Genomic DNA, 23,672 nt, shown 5'->3' with positions numbered 1-23,672 from the left:
TCGGTCTAATGCCGTGCTTTTTTAGTGCTGCTGGTCGTCCAGAAAGCGCTGTTGACAGGGCGTGGGCTGGCGTTTGATCTTTACCATATCATCGGCGAATTCAAAGCTAGCCAAAGTACCAATGCTCACCAAGGCCTCCAACGCTTTACCCAGCCGATATTTGAAATCGCGCAGGGTTTTCGAGCCACTGCCGCTGAGTCGGTGAATGGTGGTAATTTTCATCGGAAACGGGGCCGCATGGGACGACAAGAAGCCGTGCAACCACAAGGCCAAGGGTTGCTTGCGCAATTTCTGCCGCTGTTCGAATTCAATGTAGGTGTAGCCCTCTTCGAACAGGCGCAGCATGGATTCGGTCAATTCCACTACGTAGCGCTGCGTCCGTTCATCACGGTAATAGCGCAAGAAGCCTTTTTCACCGAAGGCATCCCGTCCGTGAAAAGTGATTTCAACAAAAGCGCCGCCCAACCGGGCCATCGATTCTTTCAACCATTCATGTTGGCTTTTGCCGCTACCGCGCCCCAATGCCGTCAACAGGGCATGGGCGCTGAAGGTCACGCTAAATCCCGGTAATTGTTGCCGGGACAAATGCACGATCTGCATCCAGACATCGAGGTCCGATTGATTGAGCTGTATGCCGAGGTAACGAACCTCAATGCCATCGACCGCAGCCAGCAGGGTGCGTTTTTTGTAGGCAATGCGCTCCTTGCCTTGGATGCCGGCGAACAATGCGCTCCGTAAGCAAGCATTGGGCGTACCGCGTATCGCCGACGGCCAATTGGGTAGTGAAGTCATGGGTTCGACGACCCGCAATTTGGCCTTTTTCCGCTCCGTCAGAGATTGAAAACGTTCGGTGAGATTATCGAGCGAATGGTTTGTGATATGTCTGTCCATGACGACCGCCTCACTTCTTCAAGCTGCCTGGATGACAACCATGACTCAAAACGTTGTGCGGAATTGGCATGGTTTTGACTAACGCCTGCTCCTCCGATGTCATATCGAGCTGATGATGGCAATATTTTCGCCAAGCACGTTCAATGACCAGTGTATCGTCATCCTGGCGATCGGGAATGTGCGACGCGCTGACATCGAGAACGCGATCCGATGAGTCGTCGCTTGCCGCGTAAACGCCAAGCGGCTGATCGACTTGCCTGACAACGTGTTCAATCGATGCAGACCGTAATACCGAACCGCCCAATCCTTCTGTCTGCCAAGCATTATCCAGGCGCCAGGGTTGTTCGGGTTGAATCGGCACAATCGATTCAATGACGGTCTCGCTCACGGCGGCATCGGGCCGGTTCAGCGAGGTACAGGCCGTGCCACACACTGCGGACACAAGACAATGGATTGCGAGCGATTTGGATTTCATGAGAGCTCCAGGGGTAATTAAAGGGAGCTCGTTACACTAAACACTCTTTTTCGAAGCCTACTTGCAGCTGACGTCGAATTCGTCGTCAGCTGCAAGCAACGATTGAAAAATTCCCGGCAAGATGCGGCGTTATGGAAAATACGCCTTCGACGCTCATTACCCGCATTCGCCAACGCCTGTTTGGCGTCGAGTCCGCGCCTGTCAGTCAGGTTGCGCCAACGATGGATGAGGACGTGCCGCGTTATCCGCCATTCATGAAGGGTCTGCAGGCTGCGCCTGTGGAACGCATCCTGTCCAGTCAAACGGAGTTGATTGCGGCCATTGAACAGGCGCTGGCCTTGCCGGATAGCCTTTATCAAACCATAGCCGCGCCGGTGATACGCCGTTATGCAGCCTTCAGCCACTTGTTGCCGGCTTCGGAGTCGCATCATCATCGCGGCGCCGGTGGACTGTTTCGGCACGGCCTGGAAGTCGCCCATTGGGCAACCTTGGCTTCCCAAGGCAGTTTGTTTGCCACGTCGGCGTCACCCAAGGAACGAAAAGCACAAGAATTACGTTGGCGTCTGGCGGTTTGTTTTGCCGGGCTGATGCATGACATCGGCAAACCGGTCGCCGATATCGCCGTGGTCGACGCACAGGGGCAACATACCTGGAACCCTTGCGATGAAAACATCACCGACTGGGCTTTGCGAAATGAGATCGACCGATACTTTCTGCGCTGGCGGGATAACCGCCATAAACGCCATGAACAGTTTTCTGCCTTGGTGATCGAGCGCGTCCTAACCCGCGAAGCCCGCACATTCATTCTGGAGTCCGGCCCCGACATCATGCAGGCCATGCTGGAAACCATTAACGGTTTGGACCGCGGCTCCAAAGTTTACGCACTGGTGATAACCGCGGACTGCAAAAGCGTGGAACGGGATTTAAAAGCGCATTATCAAAACATCGACTCGGCCTTGGGCATGCCGGTGGAAAAGTACTTGTTCGACGCCATGCGCCGCCTGGTGAAGTCCGGACAGTGGACCGTCAACGAAAAAGGCGCTCGGCTATGGCGTTTTGAGGGTGGCCTTCATATCGTCTGGCGGGCCGGTGCGCAAGACATCGTTACCTTGTTGGCCAAGGACAAAGTGCCCGGCATTCCGCGCGACGAAGATACCTTGGCGGACATCCTGATCGAACGCGGCTTGGCAATCCCTAAGTCCTGGCCGGATGGCCGGCAATACCGTTATTGGCAAATGCAGCCAGAAGGCTTGGACAATCCGCTGTATCTGTTGCGCCTGAAATCTGCAGAACTCATTTTCAGTGGCGAACCGCCGCTTGTGGTTGCAGCGCGCGAAATCAACGAGCCAGATGCGACCATCGTAAAAGCCGAACCCGTTACCAGTCAGGCACAGCAAATCAGCAAACCGGTAAAAGCCAAGAATGTCGCGGCTCTAAAGCAATCCCAACGCACAGATAATCCGGCGTCAGATTTGCCAGAAGCAACCTCACCAGAACCCGGGCTTGACCCAAGCGCCCTACCCGACCCGCTGCTAACCGAATCGGCACCAGGCATTTCGAATTCGCAAGCCGCGAAGGACACGACGACCTTGCCATCAGATCCCGATCAAGAACTGTCGCAAGCCAAATCAACCATTGGGACCCATTCGTTGAGTCAGACAGAGCAACCGGAAAACGCAACGTCAGCCAAACAAACCAACTCAGAAAAAACGGCTTCAGCCACAAAACCCAATCTCTCCACGACAGACACGAAAACCATTTCTAATCCGGTCCACAGCGCCAAGTGCTGGTTGGAAAGCCACGGCGATGCCGGCCAATGGTTAATGGATATCGCCTCCATGCTCAACCAAGCCCAATGGCAGTTAGGCAGTGATCTGTTGGAAATCCAGGACAAATACTTGCTCCCGTTTCCAGCGACTGCTGAAAAACTCGCCGTCGATCCACCCCAGTTCATCAAAATCCTGGAGGACAAAGGTTGGCTGGTGACCGACGTCCTGTCGCCGATGCGCAAGGTACAAACCATCCAATCGGTCCGCGGCTTCCTGCTGGCATTGGAACCGAGTTTGGCTTTGAAGGCATTATTGAAACTCCAAGGCGAAGTCACGCTTACAGCGTCAGCAGTGCAATCTCCAACCAGCAATACTGACAACAAGACCATAGATCCAGTTAAGTCGTCTCAGCCTCAAGACGAGACAATTCGGGAACCTAAGCCTGTCCGGCCAAAACCAAACGCGACAGGCAAGCAAAAATCAATATGCGGCAACGCGTCAGACAGTTCGGTCAATTCCAAGCTTGATAAGTCAAGTGATCCCGTAGCTACCCCACCGGCAAAAGCCGGAACGATAGATTTGCTGATTGCGCATGTGGGGCAACAAAATATTCCGCCCGATGAATCATCGCCAGACGGTCACTGGCACACGGTGTCCAATACCGCGCTGGAACAATTTCTGTCGCAACATCCGACAATCAAGCGCACTCGCCTGATGCTCGATATCGCCAACCATCCGGATGGTCGCTCGGTGAGTGCCACAGAAGGCATCCAGGTTCGGTTACGCCCTTGAAATCCGATTACGACTACCAGTTTCCATGGCGCCCCATTTACGAGGTTTACGCCATCTCGGGTTGGTTAGGCGGCGCCGGTTTGGCGTATTGGACCAGCCGATGGTCGGGCTTGCCGCGCGAACCCTTCGATTGGTTGATGACGGCGTGCGGAGTGATGGCGTGTTGGCGGCTGTCACCGGCGCTGAGCCTTTGGTACAGCAAACGCCGATTGCGGCAGTTCCGTTTCCAATACCTAGATGCTGAAAAGCTGGTAGCGATGGTGAAACAGCATCCCGAAGCCTTGTGGTTCGGTTGGGGATTCGATTGGGTGCAAAAGCATGCGCAATTGGCCTACGAGATTTTGAAACGGGATGTCTCGACATTAATACCGAGCGATCATCGACGCATGGGCTCGGCCTGGATTCATGGCCTGGAAGTATCCGAAAACGACATTCGTCAGCCCTTGCAGCATACCGCAGGCCATACGCTGCTAGTTGGTACCACCGGTGCTGGTAAAACGCGGGCCTTTGACGTGTTGGTCACTCAGGCCGTCTTGCGCGGCGAGGCCGTGATCATCATCGATCCCAAAGGCGATAAGGACTTGATGGCCAGCGCCAAGCGCGCCTGCACCTTGGCCAAGCGCCCGGATCGCTTCGTGTATTTCCATCCGGCGTTTCCGGAAGACAGCGTGCGACTCGACCCCTTGCACAATTTCAACCGGCCTTCGGAAATCGCCAGCCGCATCAGCGCCATTTCGCCCAGCGAAAGCAGTAACGATCCGTTCAAGGCGTTCGGTCAAAAATCACTGGACAACGTGATTCAGGGCTTGATGGTGATCGAGGAACGACCAACCCTGGTGAAACTGCGTCGTTATCTGGAAGGCGGTCCTTCGACACTGGTGATTCAGGCCTTGGAACGCTATTTCGACAACAACCTGGGCCATTGGCGGCAAGAGGCGAGGCCTTACCTGAAAAATGCCAAGGACATCGATTCCAAAGCGGCGGGATTGGTGCGATTTTACCGGGAGGTCGTGCAGTACCAATTGCCCAATTTGGATTTGGAAGGCCTGTTGTCTTTGTTCGAACATGACCGAGCACACTTCAGCAAGATGGTGGCGTCCTTGATTCCTATCATGAACATGCTGACCTCGGGGTCTTTAGGCCCCCTGCTCTCCCCTAAACCTCATGATATAGACGATCTTAGGCCGATCACCAATACCGGCCACATCATCGAAAAGGCCCAGGTCGCTTACATCGGCCTGGACTCGTTATCGGATGGCATGGTGGGCAGTGCGATTGGCTCGATTTTGTTAGCCGATTTGGCGGCCGTCGCCGGTGATCGTTACAACTATGGCGTTTCGGACCGGCCGGTGAATGTCTTCGTCGACGAGGCGGCCGAAGTCATCAACGATCCCTTCATTCAGGTGTTGAACAAAGGCCGTGGCGCCAAGATTCGTCTGTTCATCGCCACGCAAACCTTTGCCGACTTTGCCGCCCGCACCGGTTCCCAAGACAAAGCCCGGCAAGTGCTGGGCAACGTCAATAACCTGATCGCGCTGCGGATCATGGACAGCGAGACCCAGCAATACATCACCGACAACCTACCCAAAACCCGGCTCAAATACATCATGCGCACCCAAGGCGTGGCGACTAGCGCGACCAATCCCACCGTGTTCTCCGGCAATGTTGGTGAGCGCTTAATGGAAGAAGAAGGCGATTTGTTTGCGCCGCAGCTACTCGGACAACTGCCGGACTTGCATTACATCGCCAAGTTATCCGGCGGTCGGATCGTCAAAGGTCGCTTGCCGATCCTGCGGTCAGAACTGGATCGACGACGGAATCGACAAGGTGCTAGCTCATGACGCGCAATCTGTTGTTCAGCCTGATGCTGTGGCTACTGGAAGTGATCCTGGTGGCCAGCTTCGTGTCCGACCGCTGGACGCGGGAACTGCAACGCGCCGAAGATCAAATGATGATCGGCTATTTTGGCGCCGATAAAGAATCTCAGATCACTCACACCGCGCAACGCTGGTTCGATCGTTTGTTCGTCACCACCGGCATCCGAGAAAGCGTGTTCCGCTATTTCATCCCAACCGAGCGCGAACGCCAGATGTCGAAAGGCTTCGAGGATGTGGGACGTACCGATCTATTTCCCTTTATCGAAAGCCGACTCAACGTGCTGTGGGACACGATATTCCAAATGATCAAACGCCTGACTACGGCTTGCATCTGGTTGCCGTACCTAGCGACTTCATTGCTGCCGTTTGTCGTCGACGGATTGGTGCGGCGCAAGATCAGCCAGACCAACTTCGATTACCCAAGCCCCATGGCCCATCGCTACAGCCTCTACCTGATTCTGGGTGCGTTGTATCTGCTATTGGTTAGTTTGACCTTGCCGTTTCCGATTCCACCGCAAGCCGTGCCGGTAGGCGTTTTTGTCGTGGCCTACGCCGTCAACGTGCTGTTGGCCAATACGCAAAAGCGGGTTTAGTGAGCGTCGCCATGGATTTAATCGCGTTTTTACCGGGCGACGGCCAAGGGATAATCGCGCCGGAGACCCTTAAAATCTACTGAGTCAGCAAACGATGCCGCCAAGCATACGCTGTGGCTTGATTAGGATCCGTTAAATAAAGTTTGGAAAGAATATTGCTGACATGGGACTTCACCGTTTTTTCACCAATGCCCAGCTTCTCGGCAATCAACACATTGGAAAGCCCTTTCGCAAGCAATAACAGTATCTGCATCTCTCGGTCACTGAGTTCTTCATGAAAGGCACGCTCACTGTGACGACGCGACATAGCGGTCATTAACAGCGTCGCGATGCGCGGGCTTAGGGTGCTTTCGCCCCGTGCGCCAGCGCGAATGACTGCCATCAGTTCATCCGGGTCGGTATCTTTCAGCAGATAGGACAGTGCGCCGGCCTGCGTGGCCTCGACCACGGTTTGCTCGGTTTCAACCGACGTCAGAATAATGATATGGGTATGGGGATTCGATTTTTTAATGCGTTTGGTGGCTTCAATGCCATCCATGTCCGGCATGACGTTATCCATCAAGACGACGTCGGGCAAAAGCTCCGTGGAAAGCGCAACGGCTTGCCAGCCGCTGGCTGCGGTAGCCAGCATTTTTATGTCTTGCTCGGATGATAATAAGGCATTCAGGCCTCGGCAAACAACGCAGTGGTCGTCGGCGGCGATCAGGGTGATAAAAGATGCTGATTCAGACTTCACTAAGGTGTTCCTCCCAAGTAATTGCAATGGTCGTTCCCTGGCCTGGTGCGGTTTCGATTGAGAACGTGCCAACGGGGAGTGAAGCGGCACGCTCGCGCATGGAAAGGATGCCCATCCCCTCGGTGGGGAGCGCTGGATCGAAACCCATGCCATCGTCCGTTATCTGCAACTCCAGACGCATGGCCGATTTGACCAGGGTGACCACGATTAGTTTGGCATTGCCGTGCCGAATGGCGTTGGCGACGCTTTCCTGAATGATGCGGCTTACACAAAAAACTGACTGTCCGGCAGCATTAAATCCGGCGGAACGAGCAGTGGATATGCACATTGAATTTGCGTTCCAGATTGTCGCATAAGGTCAGAAGATTCGCCGTCGTACCTATCTGTTTCGGACCGATCGTTCGCAGTTCCGCAATCGTGCCCACCAGTTGCTCTTGCACCTGTTTCAAGATTTTTCTGGATTCGAGAAGAATTTGTTTGGCCTCGCTTAAATCCGGCGCTTTGGCATTGATGGCCGCCAGTTGCAGCGCAAGCGCGAACAGATTTTGTTTGACCGTGCCGTGCAGTTCCCGCGCCATGCACGTTCGCTCGTATTGAATCGCGGCCTGTTGTTTCAAGCCCAGCAATTCCTTCAACTGCCCGGGCATGACATTTAAGTTGTGGCTATGTTCGGGTAATTCATCAGTGTCGTTATCGATAATGCACCGATCCAAATCCCACTCGCGCCATGCACTGCAAATCGATGTCATGTGCCGTAACCGCCGAACAAAATTTTTCGAGGCTAAATACCTGCTCATTACGATACAGAGGGTAATGACCAGCGGCATGAGTTCCGAAATCCAGTCTTCGTCGCGGTAGAACTGCTTGGCAATACTGAATTTAGCTGTGACCAGCAGGGCGATAGGCCCTATTTTTGTCGGCTCACGGAAGCTAAACGGGATGTTGATAAACACAGTATGGGGCAAGTGCCCAGGGACAAATGCTTCGCCGCCGGCAACAGCGGCACGATTGGTCATTAACAGTGCGTTGACGCGTTCATCGGCGCGCATCAGATGTTGTGCAATAGGGCGGTCATCTTCGTCAAATACCACATAGCTTGCAGTTGGATCACTGAAAGAACGGATGTGATCCGCCACGGAATTATCGTCCAAATTTTCCCGCATCATCAGATCGTCAATCATCTCAGGCGCGTCGGCGATGTCTTACGTATCCAGTGCCGCGCTTTCGATCAGGCGCCGTACTGGTTTCAGGCGTTCGGCCACCGTCTGTAAAACAGCGGCGGGCTGCATCGCTTCATTAAAATGTCGGTAGTGGATAATGAAGTCAAACACCGATATCAACGACTTAATGCCGACTAAAGAGACCAGCGTGTAAACAAGGGTCAGCTTGAACCAGAAACGCTTGGTAAATGCCGGGCGGCAGGATGCGATAAAGCTTTTCATGCGAACAATATAAAGCAAACCCTCTGCTTTTTCTTCGGCCTTAAGGTGTGGCCTTACTCCGCCTTAAGGCGGACTGGCGACGGTCTTGGGTGTGGCGGCCATTCACCAAGGCAAGCGGGTGCGCTTCTACAACGCCGTCGGTCTCGCCAATCAACAGGATAAGGAAAAGCAACAAGTAATGCCGGTAACCCGGCCAAGCAGTTGACCAGCATGGACGCGGTGATCCTGGATTAGCTGGGCTATTTGCCGTCCCCGGCATCCTGTGGCGCCTTACTATTCCATATTATCAGTCATTAGTACGAGAAAACCACGTCGATCATCACCACCAATCTCAATTTCGGGGAATGGGCGCAGGTTTTTAACTACGCCAAAATGACCACGACGCTGTTGGATCGCATCACGCATCACTGCGATATTTTGGAAACTGGCAACGATTCCTGTCGATTTAAACAGCGGAAAAAAGCGGTAGATAACCAAAAGTCCTTCGCAAGAACTGGAAACTTTTCGACGATCTTTCCCGGTTATTTTTGGAAAGTTTTCTAAGCCGTTTGACACCATTTGACTCTATTCGAGAGTTTCATCGCTAATATTAGAGGCTGTTGCCATTTTGGATCGATAACCTTGAAATTGAGCTGCTCTGCCTCATTGATTGAGCTTTTCAATCAAAAGACAAGAAAACTATGCCGCGACAAATGTTTACGGATGAGTACTGGAATAAATTCAAAACCATCCTGCTGAGCGTGAGGATTTACGACAAGCCGACGCTTCGGCAAACGGTAGAAGGTATTTTTTATCGCATGCGAATCGGCTGTCCTTGGCGAGATCTGCCGGCAACGTTTGGCAAGTGGAATGCCGTGTATAAGCGATTCAATGCCTGGTCACTTCAAGAAAAACTGATGAGTATCTTTCAGGAACTGGTTGTGGATCCGGATTTGGAGTGGATATTCATTGATGGCAGTATTGTGAAAGCGCATCAACATAGTAGCGGCGCAGCCCATGAACGGGAAACGGTGATCGGAAAATCTGTAGCGGGTAACACCACCAAAATCCATATGGCCGTGGATGCCTGCGGGCTGCCCATTCATTTCTCGGTCACGGGCGGCGAAGTCCATGATTGTAAAGAAGCACCGGAGTTTGTGGCGAAGCTTCCCTTGGCTAACTATATGATTGCTGACAAAGGCTATGACAGCGAACCCTTACGGATTCAAATTCGAGAGAAAGGTGCTGAGCCAATCATTCCAAGAAAGCAGAATTCGACCATTGGCAACGATGCTGTGGATTGGTGCCTCTACAAGTATCGCCACCTGGTTGAAAATGTGTTTGCAAGGCTGAAACATTTCAGAGCCATCGCGACGCGGTATGACAAACTGAAACGCAATTTTGAAAGCGTCATCGCTTTGGCTTGCGCTTTTATATGGTTGCCCATGTAAAACGGCAACATCCCCTAGTCAGAGGTTTTACAACTTCGTCTTTTCCAAAAAAACTCCTAATAAAAAAAGCGACCATAAAATGCCAAGATTTTTTCCTTGACTTGCTTATGATAATCATTATCATTTGCGTCCATCAATCATCTCTCGTGCTGTCTTTGCCGCACCTTTACAGATTCCTCTAAATTATTCAGTGTATGGCAATGTTATTTTCTAACCTTAGCAACCCAAAGTCGCCATGCTTGAAGACAACTCTATCAGCCTGTCGAGCAACCGCGATGTGCTGCAGATCCATGCCGCGACATGTTTGTTAATGCCGAAGGAGACAGCATTGGCCGAAGATGAAATCCTTAGCAACTGCGTAACGCCGCAAAGCGATTTCCGCTTGGCTAGACCATGAGCATCTTATCCTTTGCAGGTGCGGATTTAACACTATCAGTCAAATATTAAGAAAATAGAAGTACCCCTCATTTAGCCAGCCATCGCCTTGTATGTGAATAGCCAGCCAGAAGCAAGCTAACCACAACGAGTAAGGCGTTTATGAATCATTATAAAAATCGCTCACTGCCAGCCACCCTCCCGGAGGGATCGGCATGAGCGCCTCTGTCGCTTGGCACACCTTTGCCGTAGCGCTGACTTCACCGCACTACCAGACCACGCAACGCCGTGTGCTGCGACAATTGGTTGAGGCGCTGCTGTTCGAACAGGTGCTTATCGCTGAAATTACGCCGAACAGCCATGATAGCGTGTGCTTCGATATTACCGGGCGAACGCAGGACGGCTCGTCAGTCCGTTATCGTTGCTACGGCCGTATCAGCGACAGCTTCGGACGTATCCGCCTGAACGATTCGCCGGTTCTGCGCATTAGTTTGGAAGATACAAGACCTGTAGCATCCCTGCAGGAATTTTTACTGGAGACCAGCGCCATCGTGGGTACAACCGAAGTGCTATTGGCCCGCTTCCTCCGCGAGATCCAGCAAACGCTACTCAAAGATACGCTCGCGCAACACGCCCGGCAGCCGGATGCCTCCGAACGTGATTTGACGGCACTGGAAGGGCAATTGCAGGACGGGCACCCGTACCATCCCTGCTACAAGTCGCGGATCGGCTTCGACCCTATTGATAATTTCGACTATGGCCCTGAGTTCCAGCCATCAGTACGGCTGGTCTGGCTGGCGCTACGGCGGGAACGCGCTACCCTGGCGACCTGCTGCGACATCGACCTCGATGACTTTCTTCGCCAGGAACTGGGCACCGCTCAGCATGACCGGTTTATCGGCAAGCTTCAAAGCGGTGGGCTGGCAGCGCGGGATTACCTGCTGTTGCCAGTTCACCCGTGGCAATGGCGGGAACAGATCGCGCCCAATCTATTCCCGCTGCTGCAGTGTAAGGATATAGTCTGGCTCGGCGAGGGCGAGGACGAATACCGACCGCTGCAATCGATCCGCTCGCTAGGGAACTACAGCAAACCCAACGCGGCGCAGATCAAGCTGCCGATCAGCATCGTCAATACCTCCGCTGACCGGATCTTGTCGTGCCACAATGTCGAGAACGCGCCGCCGGTGTCGGATTGGCTATGCGCTCTCCGCGCTCGGGATAGTTTTCTGCACAACAGCGGGCTGATTTTTTTGCGCGAAGTGGCCGGTATCACTTACCACGATCCTGACTTGCCGCCGTTTCTGCAAGCGCAGCAGTACGGCATGCTGGGAGCTGTATGGCGCGAGAGCGTCAACGGCTTGCTAAATCCGGGAGAGTCGGCGGCACCGTTTTCCGGCCTCTGCCAATGTGAAGCTGACGGCCAGCCATTCATTGCGTCATGGGTCGAGCGCCACGGTCTCGCGCCTTGGCTCGATGCATTGCTGGAAGCAACTGTGCCGCCTCTGATCCATCTGCTCTATGCGCATGGAATCGGCATAGAGAGCCACGCCCAGAATATCGTACTGATTCACCGCCAAGGGATGCCCTGCCGCATCGCCCTAAAGGATTTGCCTGGTGGCCTGCGCTTCGTACGGCAGTATCTCGCCGATCCGGAACTGTGTCCGCGACTGGCGCCGATGCCTTCGTTTCGCAAGCAGGTCAACGCGACAGCAGGCATGGAGGCTGCCACTCCGACAGAGGTACGGGATTATTTCCACGACGCAGTCTTCTTCATCAACTTCGGGGAGCTATCCCTTTTTCTGCGTCAGCACTATGGACTGACGGAGACCGGTTTCTGGGAACGTATCGCGGCCTGCATCTACGGCTATCAGGCACGATATCCCGAGCTTGCTTCCCGCTTTGCCTGCTTCGACTTGTTCGCACCCACTATTCTTGTGGAACAACTCGCCAAGCGTCGATTGTTCGAGGAAACGGAAGCCCGTTTGCAACCAGTGTCCAATCCGCTGCATCGCTACCGGCAACAAGCCGGAAAAGAGGCGGCATGAAGTCCGGCCGCATCGTCGCTGCGACGCTGGCGGGCCATTTCGCGGCCGCATTTGCAGCCCTCGGCATGCCGCCGTTTTATGACCGTATTCTGCGGCAAGCACTGAACAGCGATACCACCTATCTAGCCGGCTGGTTCTTTGTGATTCCGACGCTGTTTGCAGCGCTGGCCAATCCTTGGTGGGGCATGCAGGCTGACCGTTACGGCAAGAAACGATTGCTGCTTCGCGCCCATATCGGCTTAGCGCTGAGCTTCTGGCTCACCAGCTTATCCGGCAATCCTTGGGAGTTCGGCGTGGGGCTTGCGTTGCAAGGCATGCTCGGGGGGACTTTCGCCGCCTCCAATGCCTACCTTGCCACGGTGGTTACCGGACACCGATTGACCCGGCTGCTGACCGTGATGCAAGGCTCAGCACGCGCCGCGCTGTTTCTCGGTCCGGCGTTGATGGGTCTGCTGGCCCATGGCGCGGACCCGTTGATTCTGTATCGATATCTGGCCGCGCTGCCGCTGTTGTCGGCTGCGCTAGTCTGGTATCTGCCGGCGAGTGAAGTCCCGGCAACACCAGACACGCTGAGTTCTGCGGATGCAGGCAGCGCCTCCATAGTTCGGGAGAGCATCCCTCCACGCCATTTGTATGCGCTCCAGCTTGCCTTCATCTTCGCCACAGTGATCACTTTCCCCTATTTTGTCACTTTCGCGGAACACACCTTGGCAGACCTACCTGCGGCGGCGCCCGGACTGTTGTTCGGGCTGCCGCATCTGGTCTACTTGCTGTGTGCGCATCCTCTGTCGCGCTACCTGGGACGGCGCCGATTGCTCGCCACTCTGGCCGTCTGCCAGATACTGGTCGCGCTCACCCTGTTGGGTCAGGCCTGCAGCCATGATCTGGCGATGATGGCTGGCTGGCGCATCGTGATGGGCATAGCCCTGACCGCCTGCTACATCGCACTGCATGGTCTGATTGCCGCTATCACCGATGCCGGCAATGCCGGTCGGCGCTTCGGCTATCTGGAGGGCAGTACCAAGTGGGGCGCTGTAGCCGCCGGACTGGTGGCAGGTACCGCCGCCGCACATTGGGGCGTGCAGGCGCCTTTTTTCATCGGTGCCGCCACTCTCGCGCTCGCCAGCGTTCTAACCTTTTTTCTCATGTCCCGACTTGTCCGGGGCACCTTTAAACAGCCAACGCAAACAGCAAATTGACCGTGCGCATAGCCAATAACCATTGTTGGAGAATTTCATGTTAACCTTAGCTCCCCACCCTAGTCCAAATATCTCGGCGGCTTATTGCGCCGCCAGCCAACGCAGCCTTGAAACCCTGCTCAATTGTTACTGCCGCGAGGTGGCCATTCCCGAGGGCCACGCCAGTGTCGGTTTGCTGTTCGGCCATAACGACTGGCCACTGGCGCTACGCTGTGCATTGGCCACCGGCCAAGCTCTCCATATCCTGCTGCCGCGCCTGGACAGCCGTGTGGTGACGGCGGTACAGCACGCCTCGCCCACCGGCAACTACCGCTATCTGTCTGCAGCCTATTGCAAGACTGCGGGACAGCCTTGGACGCTGCTAGACTGGCACGCTCTGGCCTGTCTGGTGATACGCGACCTGGCGGCAAAGCACGATCAGCCATTCAACGAAGAGTTATTGGCCCAGATTGAAGACAGCGTGCATGTCACGACCGCCATCCTCGAAGCGCCTTGGTCCACCGGCATCCCCGCCGACCCTCTGCAAGCTTATCTGGATTCCGAGCAATCGCTAACCTATGGCCACCCGTTCCATCCCGCGCCGAAAAGTCGCCAGGGCTTTACCGCCGAGGACTTGCGCCGCTATTCGCCGGAGTTGCGCGGCGGCTTTGCGTTGCACTATTTTGCCGTGCAGCGGGATGCGGTGCACCAGCAATCGACTCTGGATCAGGAATGCACTGCCATCGTTGCAGCCCAGGCGCCGCAAGGACTGGTAACGAATGACGATTTTTTCCTTATCCCCGCCCACCCGTGGCAGGCCCGTTGGCTGCTGGAGCGGCCTCTGATTGCCGATGCGATGCGTGACGGGCGGGTTCGTCACTTGGGCGCGCAAGGAGAACTGTATTACCCTACTTCGTCGGTGCGTACGCTATACCAGGCGGGCAATCCCTATTTCTACAAGTTCTCGCTACATGTGCGCCTGACCAACTGCGTCCGCAAGAACGCGGTGTACGAACTGGAAGGGGCATTGCAGGTGAACCGTATCATGGGGCGCTTGATTCCCGAATTGCGCGCGCTGTTCCCCGGCACTGCGATCATGGAAGAGCCGGCCTTTCTGTCGGTGGACTTGAAGGCTAACGATGCCGAGCGCAATCGGGAAGTTAGCGAGGGGTTCGGTTTGATTCTGCGGCGCAGCTTCGATGCCGATAACCTGCAGCCCGGAGCTGTGCCGCTGTTGGCCGGTGCGTTATTCGGCAATCATGTGCTGGGCGAAGCCCGCATGGCAGCGCTACTGCGCCAGGTCAGCGAACGGGAAGGCCTTGCGCCCGAAGCAGCGGCGGAACGTTGGTTCTCGCGCTATGTGCAGCAGGTGATGTATCCGGTGCTGCACTGTTATTTCGCGCACGGCGTGGTATTCGAGCCGCATCTGCAGAACGTGGTCATCGGCCTGGTGGATGATTGGCCCGCACAGGTTTTCCTGCGCGATTTCGAAGGGGTCAAGCTGGACCGCGAACGCTTTCCGGCTGCCGCCTTGTCCGGCATCAGCCAACGAGCCCGGGATGCCTTGTTATACGATCGCGAACTCGGCTGGAAGCGAATCGCTTATTGCCTGTTCGTCAACAATTTCTGTGAGGCGATCCATCAACTCGGCACCGGCAATCCGGTCTTGCAGCAGCGGCTGTGGGCGCAAGTACATCGCCATTTGCAGCACTACCATGCTGAGCACGGCAGTCTGGAGTCGGCAGCGCGTATCGCCGATCTGCTGGCCGGAGCGCCGTTTCCGACCAAGGGCAACCTGTGCAACCGCTTTCTCAAGCAGGCAGACCGGTCTGTAGCCTACGTATCTCTCGCCAACCCGCTGGCCACTGCGATCAGGAATCAGATATGTTGACACCGGTATAAAATTGACCAACCGTACCGGTTGAAATTTGACCAGGGGGCGGAGCCGGTTTTTGAAGTCACCGGCTGTGGATAAGTGTAAAGGAAACGGATAACAATCGGTAGTCTTGCTACCCGTTTCCAAGCTGGATTTTTAAAACGGATTTTCCTCGTAGGCGATATCTTCCGGTGTTTTTCCACTGCGTTTAGCTTGCTCTCTCGCTTGTATCCGAGCCTTGGCTTCTTCAGAACTTTGCCGGAAGCGATAGGATTCGTTGCCAGTTTCAAGGATATAGCAGTGGTGCGTCAGTCGATCCAATAAGGCGGTGGTCATTTTGGCATCACTGAACACGCTGGGCCATTCGGCAAAGGTCAAGTTGGTGGTGATGACCACGCTGGTTCGCTCGTACAGCTTCGATAACAAGTGAAACAACAACGCGCCACCATCCTTGGAAAACGGCAAGTAGCCCAGTTCATCCAAGATGACCAAATCGACCTGCATCAAGCGATAGGCTAATTTGCCTTGGTTGCCAGCGGCCTTTTCCCGTTCGAGTTGTGTGACCAGATCGATGGTGGAATAAAAACGGACGCGCTTGCTGTGGTCAGTAACGGCTTTGACGCCGAACGCGGTGGCCAGATGCGTCTTGCCGGTACCGGTGCCGCCCACCAGCACCACGTTATGGGCGGCGTCGATAAAGGCGCCGCTCGCCAGTTGTTCCACCAAGACGCGATCCACCTTGGCTTGCTCAAAGTCAAAACCGGCCAAGTTGCGATGCACGGGGAATCGTGCGCTTTGAAGTTGGTACCGAATCGAGCGAATGTGTTGATCCTCGATTTCCGCGTGCAGTAGTTGCCACAGCAACCATTCCGAGGATTGCAATTTGGCACCGCCTTGGCTGGCGACTTCGGCGTAAGCTGAGGCCATGCCGAAGAGTTTAAGAGATTTCAATTCCGCTTCCAGATCACGCATCGCCGTTCTCCTGATCCACCAGAGCTAAGTCGAACGCTTCGCGCAATTGCTCATATCGCGCGGTATCGGCGATGGGCGCATCCTTGATCTGTAAGACGTCAGGCGTGATTACCGTCTGCGGTTCGGCAGGCGGTTGACCGTCCCCGGCGAGCGTAGACACGAGATGTTTGACCTGCTCGATACTGATCACCCCGGCGGCCAGCAAAGACTCAACCGCCGCCAACACCGCATCCAGCCCTTGCCGGGGTACGCAGGCTAAAAGATCAGCCATCGCTCGATCACCGCCAGGGCGCTTGTTTAACACGAGCCGCAAAGAAGACAACGGTTTCGGCATCTCAACAAAGGGCGCACCATTGCGTAACGCGCCGGGTTTACGCGCCAATAACGGCAGATAGTGTTGCCAATCGTAGCTGACCTGATCGCGATCCAACAGTCGCACATGGCTGGCAATCCAGGCATCGTCGGCATAGAGTTCAAGCTGTTCCGGATACAAGCGCACACTGATCCGTCGATTAGCAAAACGGCAAGGCACCGAATAGCGGTTTCGTTTCACCGTCACCAAGCAGGTGCTGGATACACGAGCCACAAACTCAATGTAACCATCGAACACGCCAGGCATGGGCATCAACTCCGGTTGTTCCAGTTCCAGCGCCTCTTGTAGCGTTAACCCTTGGCGTTCCGGCCAAGATAGTTCCGTCCACAAGGCTCGGCAACGGGCTTCCAGCCACTCATTCAACTCGGCAAAGCTGGCAAAACATTGTTGACTGGCATCCAGCCAAATGCGCCGCCGGCTATCCTGCACATTCTTCTCAACGATGCCTTTTTCCCAGCCGGATGCGACATTGCAGAAGTCAGGATCGAACAAGTAATACGCCGTCATTGCCGCAAAACGCGTATTGACGATGCGTTCTTTGCCTTTCTGTACCTTGTCGACCGCCGTCTTCATGTTGTCGTATATCCCCCGCAAGGGCACGCCGCCAAAAGCCTGAAATGCGCGGCGATGGGCGTCGAACAGCATCTCATGGCTTTGGCTTGGATAAGCGGAAAGCAAAAAGGCACGGCTGGCACACAGCTTGGTATGGGCAATCTGCAAACGCCTATAAACGCCACCGACCACCAGAGACTCTTCGCTCCAGTCGAATTGAAAGGCTTCCCCCCAACGGAATTTCAATGGGACAAAGGCGTGTTTGCCAGCCTGGCTACCGGCACCCTGACGCCAGGCACGGATGTAATCGGTAAGCTGCGTGTAGCCGCCGTCATAGCCGGCTTTCTGTAACTCTTCCAATAACTTCAAGGCGGTTCGTCGCTCCCGCTTGGGGCGATAGCTGTCAGCGATCAGCGCTTGTTTGAGTTGATCCTCAAACGGGGAAAGCTTGGTTGAGCCGGGCTGGCGTTTATATTTCGGGTCGGTCCCATTGGGCATACGCAACCACTTTTTAACGGTATTGCGAGACAGACTCGTCCGTTTGGCAATCTCGTTGATGGAGAGTTTGTCACGGAAATACATCCGCCGAATTTTTGAAAATAAGATCATGGTTATCACCTTCTAAGCTCCTGTCTAATTTTTGGACAGGACAGGTTAATAACCCTGGTCAATTTTCGGCCGGAATTCGGCCTCTTACTTGGTCAATTTTCAACCGGCGTCAACACAGCTGGCCAAGTGCGGTAAAGCGGCTTCGCTACGTGCAGCCTTTCCGGAGGAATGCGGATACGCGGCCGAGGAAATGGATGGCAAAAGCATCGACGACATGAATGACAGCAGCGTGATTAACGGCACTGCCAGTCGTATCGACGAAGCGGATGTTATCGATGATGCGATTGTCGGCAGCGTCGAACCACCGAGGGTGATTGATTTATCCATGATACCGCCCAAGGTGCAAAAAGCGGTCAGTGAACTGGTTAGACGCACAGCACTTGCCGGCGCTTGGAAAGCCGCCTACGACTATGCCAATAACAAGTTTGTGGGACTGGATCTGACTTATGCCATTGCGGAGCTGGATAAAGCCTCAGCAGCGGCTAAGGCTACAACGACTCAGGCTGATATTAATCATCAGCCCCAAGACGCTTCCGGTATGCCGCCCGCTCATGATCCGGCTTCAGAGGCTCTGAACAAGGCTCGCGAGACCTTGGGATCGGCACGTCAGTCATAGCCGTTTTACTCATCAACCGCCAGTAAATTGCCGGTGATTATTTTCAACCCTACCAGGGCGTCCTGAATCGCCCTTGGGGTGAAATTCATGACGCCTTTTTTGTTTAAGAGGAGATGTCATGAATGCCATTGATCAATCATCCAACCGCATACCGTGTCATACCGACTGGCATCGCTACGATTCACCGACGGTGATTCGCCGGCATGGCCGTGGTTACCTGGAGCGTAACTGGAGTCCGGGCAATTCTGTCCATGAAATCCAAGCGCCTACCAAGCCCGAACTGCAAAGTCTGGTCGAAAGCTATGGCGGTTTATATCTACCCACAGCCGATCAAACCCTGCTGCTCTTTGCCGATTATCACTGGGCCCGGCGCTGTGAAAACCAACTCATCAAACGCGGCGTGTCGACACTGCGCCTAGGCTGCCATATCCAATTGCAGGAGCATCGGTGATGAAAGTCATCAATGTCTCTCAGCGATCACCGGAATGGCGCTTATGGCGTTCACAAGGGGTTAGTGCCAGTGAGGCGGCGATCATTATGAATCGTTCGCCACACAAAACTCCTTGGCGATTGTGGGCGGAAAAGACTGGTCTCGTGCTGGAACAAAGCCTGGACAACAATCCGTTGATCCGAGCTGGCATCCAAAACGAGCCGCAAGCCTTGCAACGCTTCGAGGAAAAGCACGATGTAATGCTGCTGCCCCTCTGCGGCGAGTCTGATTGGTATTCGCTAATGCGGGCGTCCTTCGATGGTTTGTCGGAAAACAACGAACCGGTCGAAATCAAATGCCCGCATGAATCGACGTTTCTGGATGTGCTGCTGAACCGCGAACAGTCTGAAGCCTATCAGCTTTACTGGTGCCAGGTGCAACAGCAAATGCTGGTGGCGGATGCACAGCGCGGCTTTTTGTTCTTCTATCACCAAGGTCAGGATGTGGAGTTTGAGATCGAGCGGGATGAAGTCTTTTTAAACCGGCTCGTCGATACCGCCATGGAATTCTGGTCGAACGTCAAACAGCGACAGGAACCCGAAAAAAATCCTGAACGCGATCTTTATCTACCCAAAGGTCATGCCGAACTGCAATGGCAGCAATTGGCGGCGAATTTTCGCAGCCATGCGTTAAAGATCGATGACCTGAAAGCCCAGCTCAAAACCCTGGAATCCGCACAATTCGACATCGAGCAAACCCTGGTGTTGTTGATGGGGGATTTCATGGCAGCCGAGCATTCGGGTTTACGTGTCAGTCGCTTTCAGAGCCAAGGCAGTGTGGATTTCAAAGCGGTGATGAAGGCCTTACTGCCGGATGTCACCGAAGCGATGCTCGACACCTACCGAAAACAACCGGCTAACCGCGTTCGCATTACGTGCCGGGATGACTCCGGCAGGTTGGCGGAAGTACCTTTCGATGCGGACGCGTTGAAAGAGATGGTCGGCGCTGATTTCTGGTTCTGATCTCGGGTATTGACGTCAGTGAGGAAAATTTAGCTCTCAAACAGTTTGGCTGTTTCTGAGGAAACACGCTGAATCCGGTGTAAGCCGGCGTTCCGCTATCCAGCGGCATGAAGGTGAAATACTTTCATGTATCAGGTGCGTCAAGCCTGGTTTGTAGTCCCGTCGGGGTTCATCACCCTAGCGGGTCATGGTGGCCCCTTTTATCCACATAGGAGGTCGCTATGAATAAAGACTTTTGGAAATGCCTGTTTTGCTGGTTGGAAACGGCCAGTGTTGACGAGATTAGGCACAAGCAATGCGTGGTTCGGCAGATGCTCGATCAGACCCGAGATCCGGATTTCAAAACCGACATTCGGCGAATATTGCGCTTTATGGACGAGGAAATTCTTGCCCGTGCGGAATTGGCGAACCTGATGCTAATGTCCGTATCCATGCCGCGCTAAACTTAGGTTTGACAGCGCTTTAACCTTTTATCGTTCAACGTACTAACCTCCTGGCTAGCCAGGAATTTATCTCAACCCGACGGGGACACACTACTCGTCAGGGAAATGGTGTGTCTCGTGTTGCGGGTTTAACCCAAGCATAAGGAGTTCACCATGTATCAATCCTATTCGATTGCCGACACATTCGGCATACCTGCACCAGCCTCCATGAAAGTGGAAGGCTTTATTCCAGGCAATAACCCCTATGTGCCAACGACAAAGCCGTATGTGTTTCGCAAGGATCACTTGCGGGATGTATTGGCATTTTTGGGCGCACACAATGGCGACGGCTTATACCTGACCGGTCCTACCGGTTCCGGAAAAACGTCGCTGTTGGAGCAAGTCGCGGCGCGACTTAATTGGGGCGTGCATTCGGTCACCGGTCACGGTCGACTGGAACTCAACGACCTGCTGGGTCAGTACATGCTGGTCGACGGCGGCGCAATGAAATGGATCGATGGTCCCTTGACCTTGGCGGTTCGCCTGGGCAATGTGTTGTTGATCAATGAAATCGATGCGATTGATCCAGCCGAGTTGATCGGTTTGAACGAAATCGTTGAAGGCAAGCCGTTGACGATTCCGCAGACCGGCGATGTGATCACCCCGCATCCCAAGTTTCGTTTGGTCGCCACCGGCAATAGTGCAGGTAGCGGCGATCAGTCGGGCTTGTACCAGGGTGTGTTACGTCAAAACCTGGCGTTTTTAGATAGGTTTCGTCTGATGGAAGTCGGTTACCCCGAACCCAAAGACGAAATGAAACTGTTGGCGGACGTAGTGCCGAGCATGCCGGAAACGGTGCGCGAAAGCATGATCAAAGTGGCCAACCAGATTCGCAAGGTGTTTATCGGCGGCGCGGATGGTGGTGGCATGTTATCGGTGACCTTATCGACGCGCGGCTTAGTACGCTGGGCATCGTTAGTGGCCACTTTCAAAAGTGCGCCGAATGCCCTGGCATATTCGCTGGACCGGGCATTGACCTTTCGGGCCGAACCCGCCGAACGCGAGGCGATCCATCGCATCGCCAAAGATGTGTTTGGCGATGATTGGATGGTTTAGCGATGGCCGCCTGGAATTTATATCGTCATCGTAACAGTGACGGCAGTTCCAAAGACTGGGCAGTCAGGAGTAATTCGGATGGTTCGATCACCACCCGCTGGGGCAAAACGGCATCCAATTTACCGGGTGTCAGTAGCCGTAGCGGTGTTCGGCAATTCGACATCGAACGGCAAAAACAGGCCAAGGGCTATGTGTTTGTCGCAGAGGTCGATATTGATGGTAACGGCAATGTGGTGTTTCCGGGCAATGCTTCGGCAACTCCATCACCATTGCCTGAACCTGATTCAAATCCCGAACTCGTGCCAACGCCCCCGGTCGAGGTACTGTATTGGACCATTGATTGCCGGGCAAAACAGGCCGTTCGAGTGGAATTGGGTATCGAGGTCAGACGACTGATCGGCGCTATTCAAGCCTTGGCGGATAGTCATGCTACGCCTGAACAGGAGTGGAATGGCTGGCAACAGTGGATTGATGCAACGCTTAATGCTGAAGTCTTTGAACTGAGCGGCCAGATTAAATCTACCCACGGCGTTTTGCCATGTCTGTTTTTACTGGCTCTCAAGCATCAAGGCTTTAAAGGCGTGGACATTGATATTGCCACCGAAACCGCCCGAGACCTCTCGGTCGATCTGAAAGTTGAACAGGACGTGCTGGCATTTTTTGGCACCGATCTGGACAGCATTCGTGAAACCGCTGAAGTCTTGGGTCTGCTCAAACCCCGCCTAAATCTGGCAGCGGCCATGTCCAACACGGACGACTGCTGGTTTTAACCCATGTTGTAATTTTTATTTAACCCGAAAGGGGCACATCGGCCCCAGCGGGATGGGTGTGCCTCTTTTCTTTAGGAGGTTCCCATGTCGAATGAAACACAAGTGATATTAGATCGCGTGGTCTTGGTGAAAGTCGAAGCCAATATCTACGGCGCCCGCAAGAAACTGAAAAAAGAAGACCTGGTGCTGGCCGATGGTAGCAAATTGCCGCCGGAGGATTTAGCCAGCCTGGGTTCCAAACGTTTGCTCGATCCCGATAAGCTGACGGTATTTAACCGCCTGAAGAAGGAAGCCGAACGCATTTGCTTGCGCGTTGGCACCCGCTTTCTGGGTGGCTTTGCCGTACCGGTTGAATCGGCCGCCAGTATTACCGCGGAACTCGAGCGCATTGCGCTGGATTTTGCAGCGGCTAAAACCGAGTTTATTGCCGGTTACGATGCGGCGGTGACTGACTGGGTGGTTCGCCATCCGGAATTTGCCGGCATTATCGAGCAAGCGGTGGATTCGGTGGAGTTTGTCTCGACGCGGCTGTCGTTTGATTTTCTGGTGGTCAGCGTCGGTTTGCCCGATAGTTTGCCGCCGGCAGACGTCGCGCGTCTGGAAAGCAAAATCGGTTCACTCAGTGAGCAGATGTTCTACGAAATCTCCGTGGAAGCCAATCAACTCATCGAGCAGTCGTTGCTAGGCAAGGAGCAAGTGACGCGAAATGCGTTACGACCGATTCGCCGTATGCGTGACAAACTCGATGGTCTGGGTTTTCTGGATCATCGGGTCGCGCCGGTCGTCAGCACCATTGACGACCTACTGGCGAGAATTCCCAACAAAGGTGCCATTGAAGGCAGCATTTTGCAGGAGATTTTAGCTACGGCGATGCTGTTGTCCGATCCGGATAAAACCCGTCGGCACGGTGAAGGACTATTAGCGACTCAACCGCCCGTTGTTGAAGAGGTTGATATTGATGAAACCATTGATCACGCGGAGTACGAGCCACCGACAGTACCAACAGCAACAACAGTCGCAACAGAACCAACACCTGTCATTATTGAAACCGTTCCAGACAGCCACGATTATACCGATCTGTTTGACGGCATCTTCGACGATGAACTCGAACCGGAATCGGCATCGGATGACTGGGCGCTTGAGGTCTTACTTGATAAAAATCAGACCAAACTGGTAACCGACAGCGATGCAGATGAATCCAACCCTTCTGAGCATTCAGCAGAACCGGCAACAGTGACGGCGGGAGACGATGAGGAAGCGGACGATTCTGACCAGGACTACTGGTTCTGAATGATCTGACGCCATTTAACT

24 protein-coding genes are annotated in these 23,672 nt (G+C 54.3%); 16 read left to right on the top strand and 8 right to left on the bottom strand.

The genetic code is table 11. The features are described 5' to 3' along the window. Positions 1–21: 21 nt before the first annotated feature. Positions 22–891 carry a plasmid replication initiator TrfA gene (gene trfA, locus DDY07_RS06250; RefSeq protein ID WP_171695231.1) on the bottom strand — a complete coding sequence of 290 codons (870 nt, stop codon included), beginning with the start codon at positions 889–891 and terminating at the stop codon, positions 22–24. A 10-nt stretch (positions 892–901) separates the two neighbouring features. Then, positions 902–1,366 (bottom strand): hypothetical protein, encoded by a 465-nt coding sequence (locus DDY07_RS06245; protein ID WP_171695230.1) that lies wholly within the window; start codon positions 1,364–1,366, stop codon positions 902–904. A 131-nt stretch (positions 1,367–1,497) separates the two neighbouring features. Between DDY07_RS06245 and mobH the strand changes: the two genes are divergently transcribed. From mobH to DDY07_RS06230, 3 genes are read left to right on the top strand one after another with little or no spacing between them, the layout of a single operon-like run. Then, positions 1,498–3,927, top strand: a complete 2,430-nt coding sequence (gene mobH / locus DDY07_RS06240; protein WP_171695229.1) for a MobH family relaxase — start codon at positions 1,498–1,500, stop codon at positions 3,925–3,927. Further along, positions 3,924–5,768, top strand: coding sequence for a conjugative transfer system coupling protein TraD (traD, locus tag DDY07_RS06235; protein WP_171695228.1), 1,845 nt, complete (start codon positions 3,924–3,926; stop codon positions 5,766–5,768). The genes mobH and traD overlap by 4 nt, the downstream gene beginning before the upstream one ends. Further along, on the top strand, positions 5,765–6,397 hold the full coding sequence (locus DDY07_RS06230; RefSeq protein WP_171695227.1) for a DUF4400 domain-containing protein: 633 nt from the start codon (positions 5,765–5,767) through the stop codon (positions 6,395–6,397). The genes traD and DDY07_RS06230 overlap by 4 nt, the downstream gene beginning before the upstream one ends. Positions 6,398–6,473: 76 nt before the next feature. Here the strand turns inward: DDY07_RS06230 and DDY07_RS06225 are convergent, their stop codons facing one another. From DDY07_RS06225 to DDY07_RS06210, 4 genes are read right to left on the bottom strand one after another with little or no spacing between them, the layout of a single operon-like run. After that, complete coding sequence (locus DDY07_RS06225) at positions 6,474–7,160, bottom strand: response regulator transcription factor (protein WP_216614720.1); 687 nt, start codon at positions 7,158–7,160, stop codon at positions 6,474–6,476. After that, positions 7,123–7,461 (bottom strand): sensor histidine kinase, encoded by a 339-nt coding sequence (locus DDY07_RS06220; protein ID WP_171695226.1) that lies wholly within the window; start codon positions 7,459–7,461, stop codon positions 7,123–7,125. The genes DDY07_RS06225 and DDY07_RS06220 overlap by 38 nt, the downstream gene beginning before the upstream one ends. Next, a complete protein-coding gene (locus DDY07_RS06215; RefSeq protein WP_171695225.1) occupies positions 7,427–8,314 on the bottom strand; it encodes a histidine kinase in 888 nt (295 codons plus the stop codon). The genes DDY07_RS06220 and DDY07_RS06215 overlap by 35 nt, the downstream gene beginning before the upstream one ends. Before the next feature lie 21 nt (positions 8,315–8,335). After that, positions 8,336–8,575, bottom strand: coding sequence for a hypothetical protein (locus tag DDY07_RS06210; protein ID WP_171695224.1), 240 nt, complete (start codon positions 8,573–8,575; stop codon positions 8,336–8,338). A 315-nt stretch (positions 8,576–8,890) separates the two neighbouring features. Here DDY07_RS06210 and DDY07_RS24285 point away from each other — a divergent pair, with 315 nt between their 5' ends. The 6 genes from DDY07_RS24285 (at position 8,891) to DDY07_RS06180 (ending at position 15,494) form a co-directional block, all read left to right on the top strand. Further along, on the top strand, positions 8,891–9,118 hold the full coding sequence (locus DDY07_RS24285; protein WP_367650911.1) for an ATP-binding protein: 228 nt from the start codon (positions 8,891–8,893) through the stop codon (positions 9,116–9,118). Between the two features lie 137 nt (positions 9,119–9,255). After that, positions 9,256–10,005 carry an IS5 family transposase gene (locus DDY07_RS06200; RefSeq protein ID WP_171695223.1) on the top strand — a complete coding sequence of 250 codons (750 nt, stop codon included), beginning with the start codon at positions 9,256–9,258 and terminating at the stop codon, positions 10,003–10,005. Positions 10,006–10,240: 235 nt separating this feature from the next. Beyond that, the gene (locus DDY07_RS06195; RefSeq protein WP_171695222.1) at positions 10,241–10,402 is read left to right on the top strand and encodes a hypothetical protein; all 162 of its coding nucleotides are present in this window, start codon (positions 10,241–10,243) and stop codon (positions 10,400–10,402) included. 193 nt (positions 10,403–10,595) lie between these two features. After that, positions 10,596–12,425 carry an IucA/IucC family siderophore biosynthesis protein gene (locus DDY07_RS06190; RefSeq protein WP_171695221.1) on the top strand — a complete coding sequence of 610 codons (1,830 nt, stop codon included), beginning with the start codon at positions 10,596–10,598 and terminating at the stop codon, positions 12,423–12,425. After that, positions 12,422–13,624, top strand: coding sequence for an MFS transporter (locus DDY07_RS06185; protein WP_171695220.1), 1,203 nt, complete (start codon positions 12,422–12,424; stop codon positions 13,622–13,624). The genes DDY07_RS06190 and DDY07_RS06185 overlap by 4 nt, the downstream gene beginning before the upstream one ends. Before the next feature lie 37 nt (positions 13,625–13,661). Continuing rightward, positions 13,662–15,494: an IucA/IucC family siderophore biosynthesis protein gene (locus DDY07_RS06180; RefSeq protein WP_171695219.1), complete on the top strand. Its 1,833-nt coding sequence runs from the start codon at positions 13,662–13,664 to the stop codon at positions 15,492–15,494. A gap of 141 nt (positions 15,495–15,635) precedes the next feature. Here the strand turns inward: DDY07_RS06180 and istB are convergent, their stop codons facing one another. Together istB and istA are read right to left on the bottom strand one after the other, a co-directional pair. Continuing rightward, positions 15,636–16,451, bottom strand: a complete 816-nt coding sequence (gene istB / locus DDY07_RS06175) for an IS21-like element helper ATPase IstB (protein ID WP_171695131.1) — start codon at positions 16,449–16,451, stop codon at positions 15,636–15,638. Next, the gene (gene istA, locus DDY07_RS06170; protein ID WP_171695130.1) at positions 16,444–17,985 is read right to left on the bottom strand and encodes an IS21 family transposase; all 1,542 of its coding nucleotides are present in this window, start codon (positions 17,983–17,985) and stop codon (positions 16,444–16,446) included. The genes istB and istA overlap by 8 nt, the downstream gene beginning before the upstream one ends. A gap of 88 nt (positions 17,986–18,073) precedes the next feature. Between istA and DDY07_RS06165 the strand changes: the two genes are divergently transcribed. The 7 genes from DDY07_RS06165 to DDY07_RS06135 all read left to right on the top strand — a co-directional run bounded on the left by DDY07_RS06165 (position 18,074) and on the right by DDY07_RS06135 (position 23,651). Beyond that, positions 18,074–18,601, top strand: a complete 528-nt coding sequence (locus tag DDY07_RS06165; protein ID WP_216614719.1) for a hypothetical protein — start codon at positions 18,074–18,076, stop codon at positions 18,599–18,601. A 118-nt stretch (positions 18,602–18,719) separates the two neighbouring features. Next, entirely contained in the window at positions 18,720–19,052 is a 333-nt protein-coding gene (locus DDY07_RS06160; RefSeq protein WP_171695218.1) for a hypothetical protein, read from the top strand. Further along, the gene (locus tag DDY07_RS06155; protein ID WP_171695217.1) at positions 19,052–20,053 is read left to right on the top strand and encodes a YqaJ viral recombinase family protein; all 1,002 of its coding nucleotides are present in this window, start codon (positions 19,052–19,054) and stop codon (positions 20,051–20,053) included. Before DDY07_RS06160 ends, DDY07_RS06155 begins: the two co-directional genes overlap by 1 nt. Positions 20,054–20,274: 221 nt before the next feature. Further along, on the top strand, positions 20,275–20,496 hold the full coding sequence (locus tag DDY07_RS06150) for a hypothetical protein (protein WP_171695216.1): 222 nt from the start codon (positions 20,275–20,277) through the stop codon (positions 20,494–20,496). 153 nt (positions 20,497–20,649) lie between these two features. Further along, positions 20,650–21,591 (top strand): MoxR family ATPase, encoded by a 942-nt coding sequence (locus tag DDY07_RS06145; protein WP_171695215.1) that lies wholly within the window; start codon positions 20,650–20,652, stop codon positions 21,589–21,591. Between the two features lie 2 nt (positions 21,592–21,593). Next, entirely contained in the window at positions 21,594–22,361 is a 768-nt protein-coding gene (locus DDY07_RS06140) for a hypothetical protein (protein WP_171695214.1), read from the top strand. An 84-nt stretch (positions 22,362–22,445) separates the two neighbouring features. Further along, complete coding sequence (locus DDY07_RS06135; RefSeq protein WP_171695213.1) at positions 22,446–23,651, top strand: DUF3150 domain-containing protein; 1,206 nt, start codon at positions 22,446–22,448, stop codon at positions 23,649–23,651. Positions 23,652–23,672: the final 21 nt, after the last annotated feature.

The organism is Methylomonas sp. ZR1 (assembly GCF_013141865.1).
Taxonomy (GTDB): domain Bacteria; phylum Pseudomonadota; class Gammaproteobacteria; order Methylococcales; family Methylomonadaceae; genus Methylomonas.
This window is presented reverse-complemented; position numbering and strand designations above follow the sequence as displayed.

What these genes read in the sequence shown, in the direction of transcription:
- trfA (WP_171695231.1), bottom strand. Translation starts at nt 891, where the DNA reads ATGGACAGACATATCACAAACCATTCGCTCGATAATCTCACCGAACGT.
- DDY07_RS06245 (WP_171695230.1), bottom strand. Translation starts at nt 1,366, where the DNA reads ATGAAATCCAAATCGCTCGCAATCCATTGTCTTGTGTCCGCAGTGTGT.
- mobH (WP_171695229.1), top strand. Translation starts at nt 1,498, where the DNA reads ATGGAAAATACGCCTTCGACGCTCATTACCCGCATTCGCCAACGCCTG.
- DDY07_RS06230 (WP_171695227.1), top strand. Translation starts at nt 5,765, where the DNA reads ATGACGCGCAATCTGTTGTTCAGCCTGATGCTGTGGCTACTGGAAGTG.
- DDY07_RS06220 (WP_171695226.1), bottom strand. Translation starts at nt 7,461, where the DNA reads ATGTGCATATCCACTGCTCGTTCCGCCGGATTTAATGCTGCCGGACAG.
- DDY07_RS06215 (WP_171695225.1), bottom strand. Translation starts at nt 8,314, where the DNA reads ATGATTGACGATCTGATGATGCGGGAAAATTTGGACGATAATTCCGTG.
- DDY07_RS06210 (WP_171695224.1), bottom strand. Translation starts at nt 8,575, where the DNA reads ATGAAAAGCTTTATCGCATCCTGCCGCCCGGCATTTACCAAGCGTTTC.
- DDY07_RS06200 (WP_171695223.1), top strand. Translation starts at nt 9,256, where the DNA reads ATGCCGCGACAAATGTTTACGGATGAGTACTGGAATAAATTCAAAACC.
- DDY07_RS06195 (WP_171695222.1), top strand. Translation starts at nt 10,241, where the DNA reads ATGCTTGAAGACAACTCTATCAGCCTGTCGAGCAACCGCGATGTGCTG.
- DDY07_RS06190 (WP_171695221.1), top strand. Translation starts at nt 10,596, where the DNA reads ATGAGCGCCTCTGTCGCTTGGCACACCTTTGCCGTAGCGCTGACTTCA.
- DDY07_RS06185 (WP_171695220.1), top strand. Translation starts at nt 12,422, where the DNA reads ATGAAGTCCGGCCGCATCGTCGCTGCGACGCTGGCGGGCCATTTCGCG.
- DDY07_RS06180 (WP_171695219.1), top strand. Translation starts at nt 13,662, where the DNA reads ATGTTAACCTTAGCTCCCCACCCTAGTCCAAATATCTCGGCGGCTTAT.
- istB (WP_171695131.1), bottom strand. Translation starts at nt 16,451, where the DNA reads ATGCGTGATCTGGAAGCGGAATTGAAATCTCTTAAACTCTTCGGCATG.
- istA (WP_171695130.1), bottom strand. Translation starts at nt 17,985, where the DNA reads ATGATCTTATTTTCAAAAATTCGGCGGATGTATTTCCGTGACAAACTC.
- DDY07_RS06160 (WP_171695218.1), top strand. Translation starts at nt 18,720, where the DNA reads ATGAATGCCATTGATCAATCATCCAACCGCATACCGTGTCATACCGAC.
- DDY07_RS06155 (WP_171695217.1), top strand. Translation starts at nt 19,052, where the DNA reads ATGAAAGTCATCAATGTCTCTCAGCGATCACCGGAATGGCGCTTATGG.
- DDY07_RS06150 (WP_171695216.1), top strand. Translation starts at nt 20,275, where the DNA reads ATGAATAAAGACTTTTGGAAATGCCTGTTTTGCTGGTTGGAAACGGCC.
- DDY07_RS06145 (WP_171695215.1), top strand. Translation starts at nt 20,650, where the DNA reads ATGTATCAATCCTATTCGATTGCCGACACATTCGGCATACCTGCACCA.
- DDY07_RS06140 (WP_171695214.1), top strand. Translation starts at nt 21,594, where the DNA reads ATGGCCGCCTGGAATTTATATCGTCATCGTAACAGTGACGGCAGTTCC.
- DDY07_RS06135 (WP_171695213.1), top strand. Translation starts at nt 22,446, where the DNA reads ATGTCGAATGAAACACAAGTGATATTAGATCGCGTGGTCTTGGTGAAA.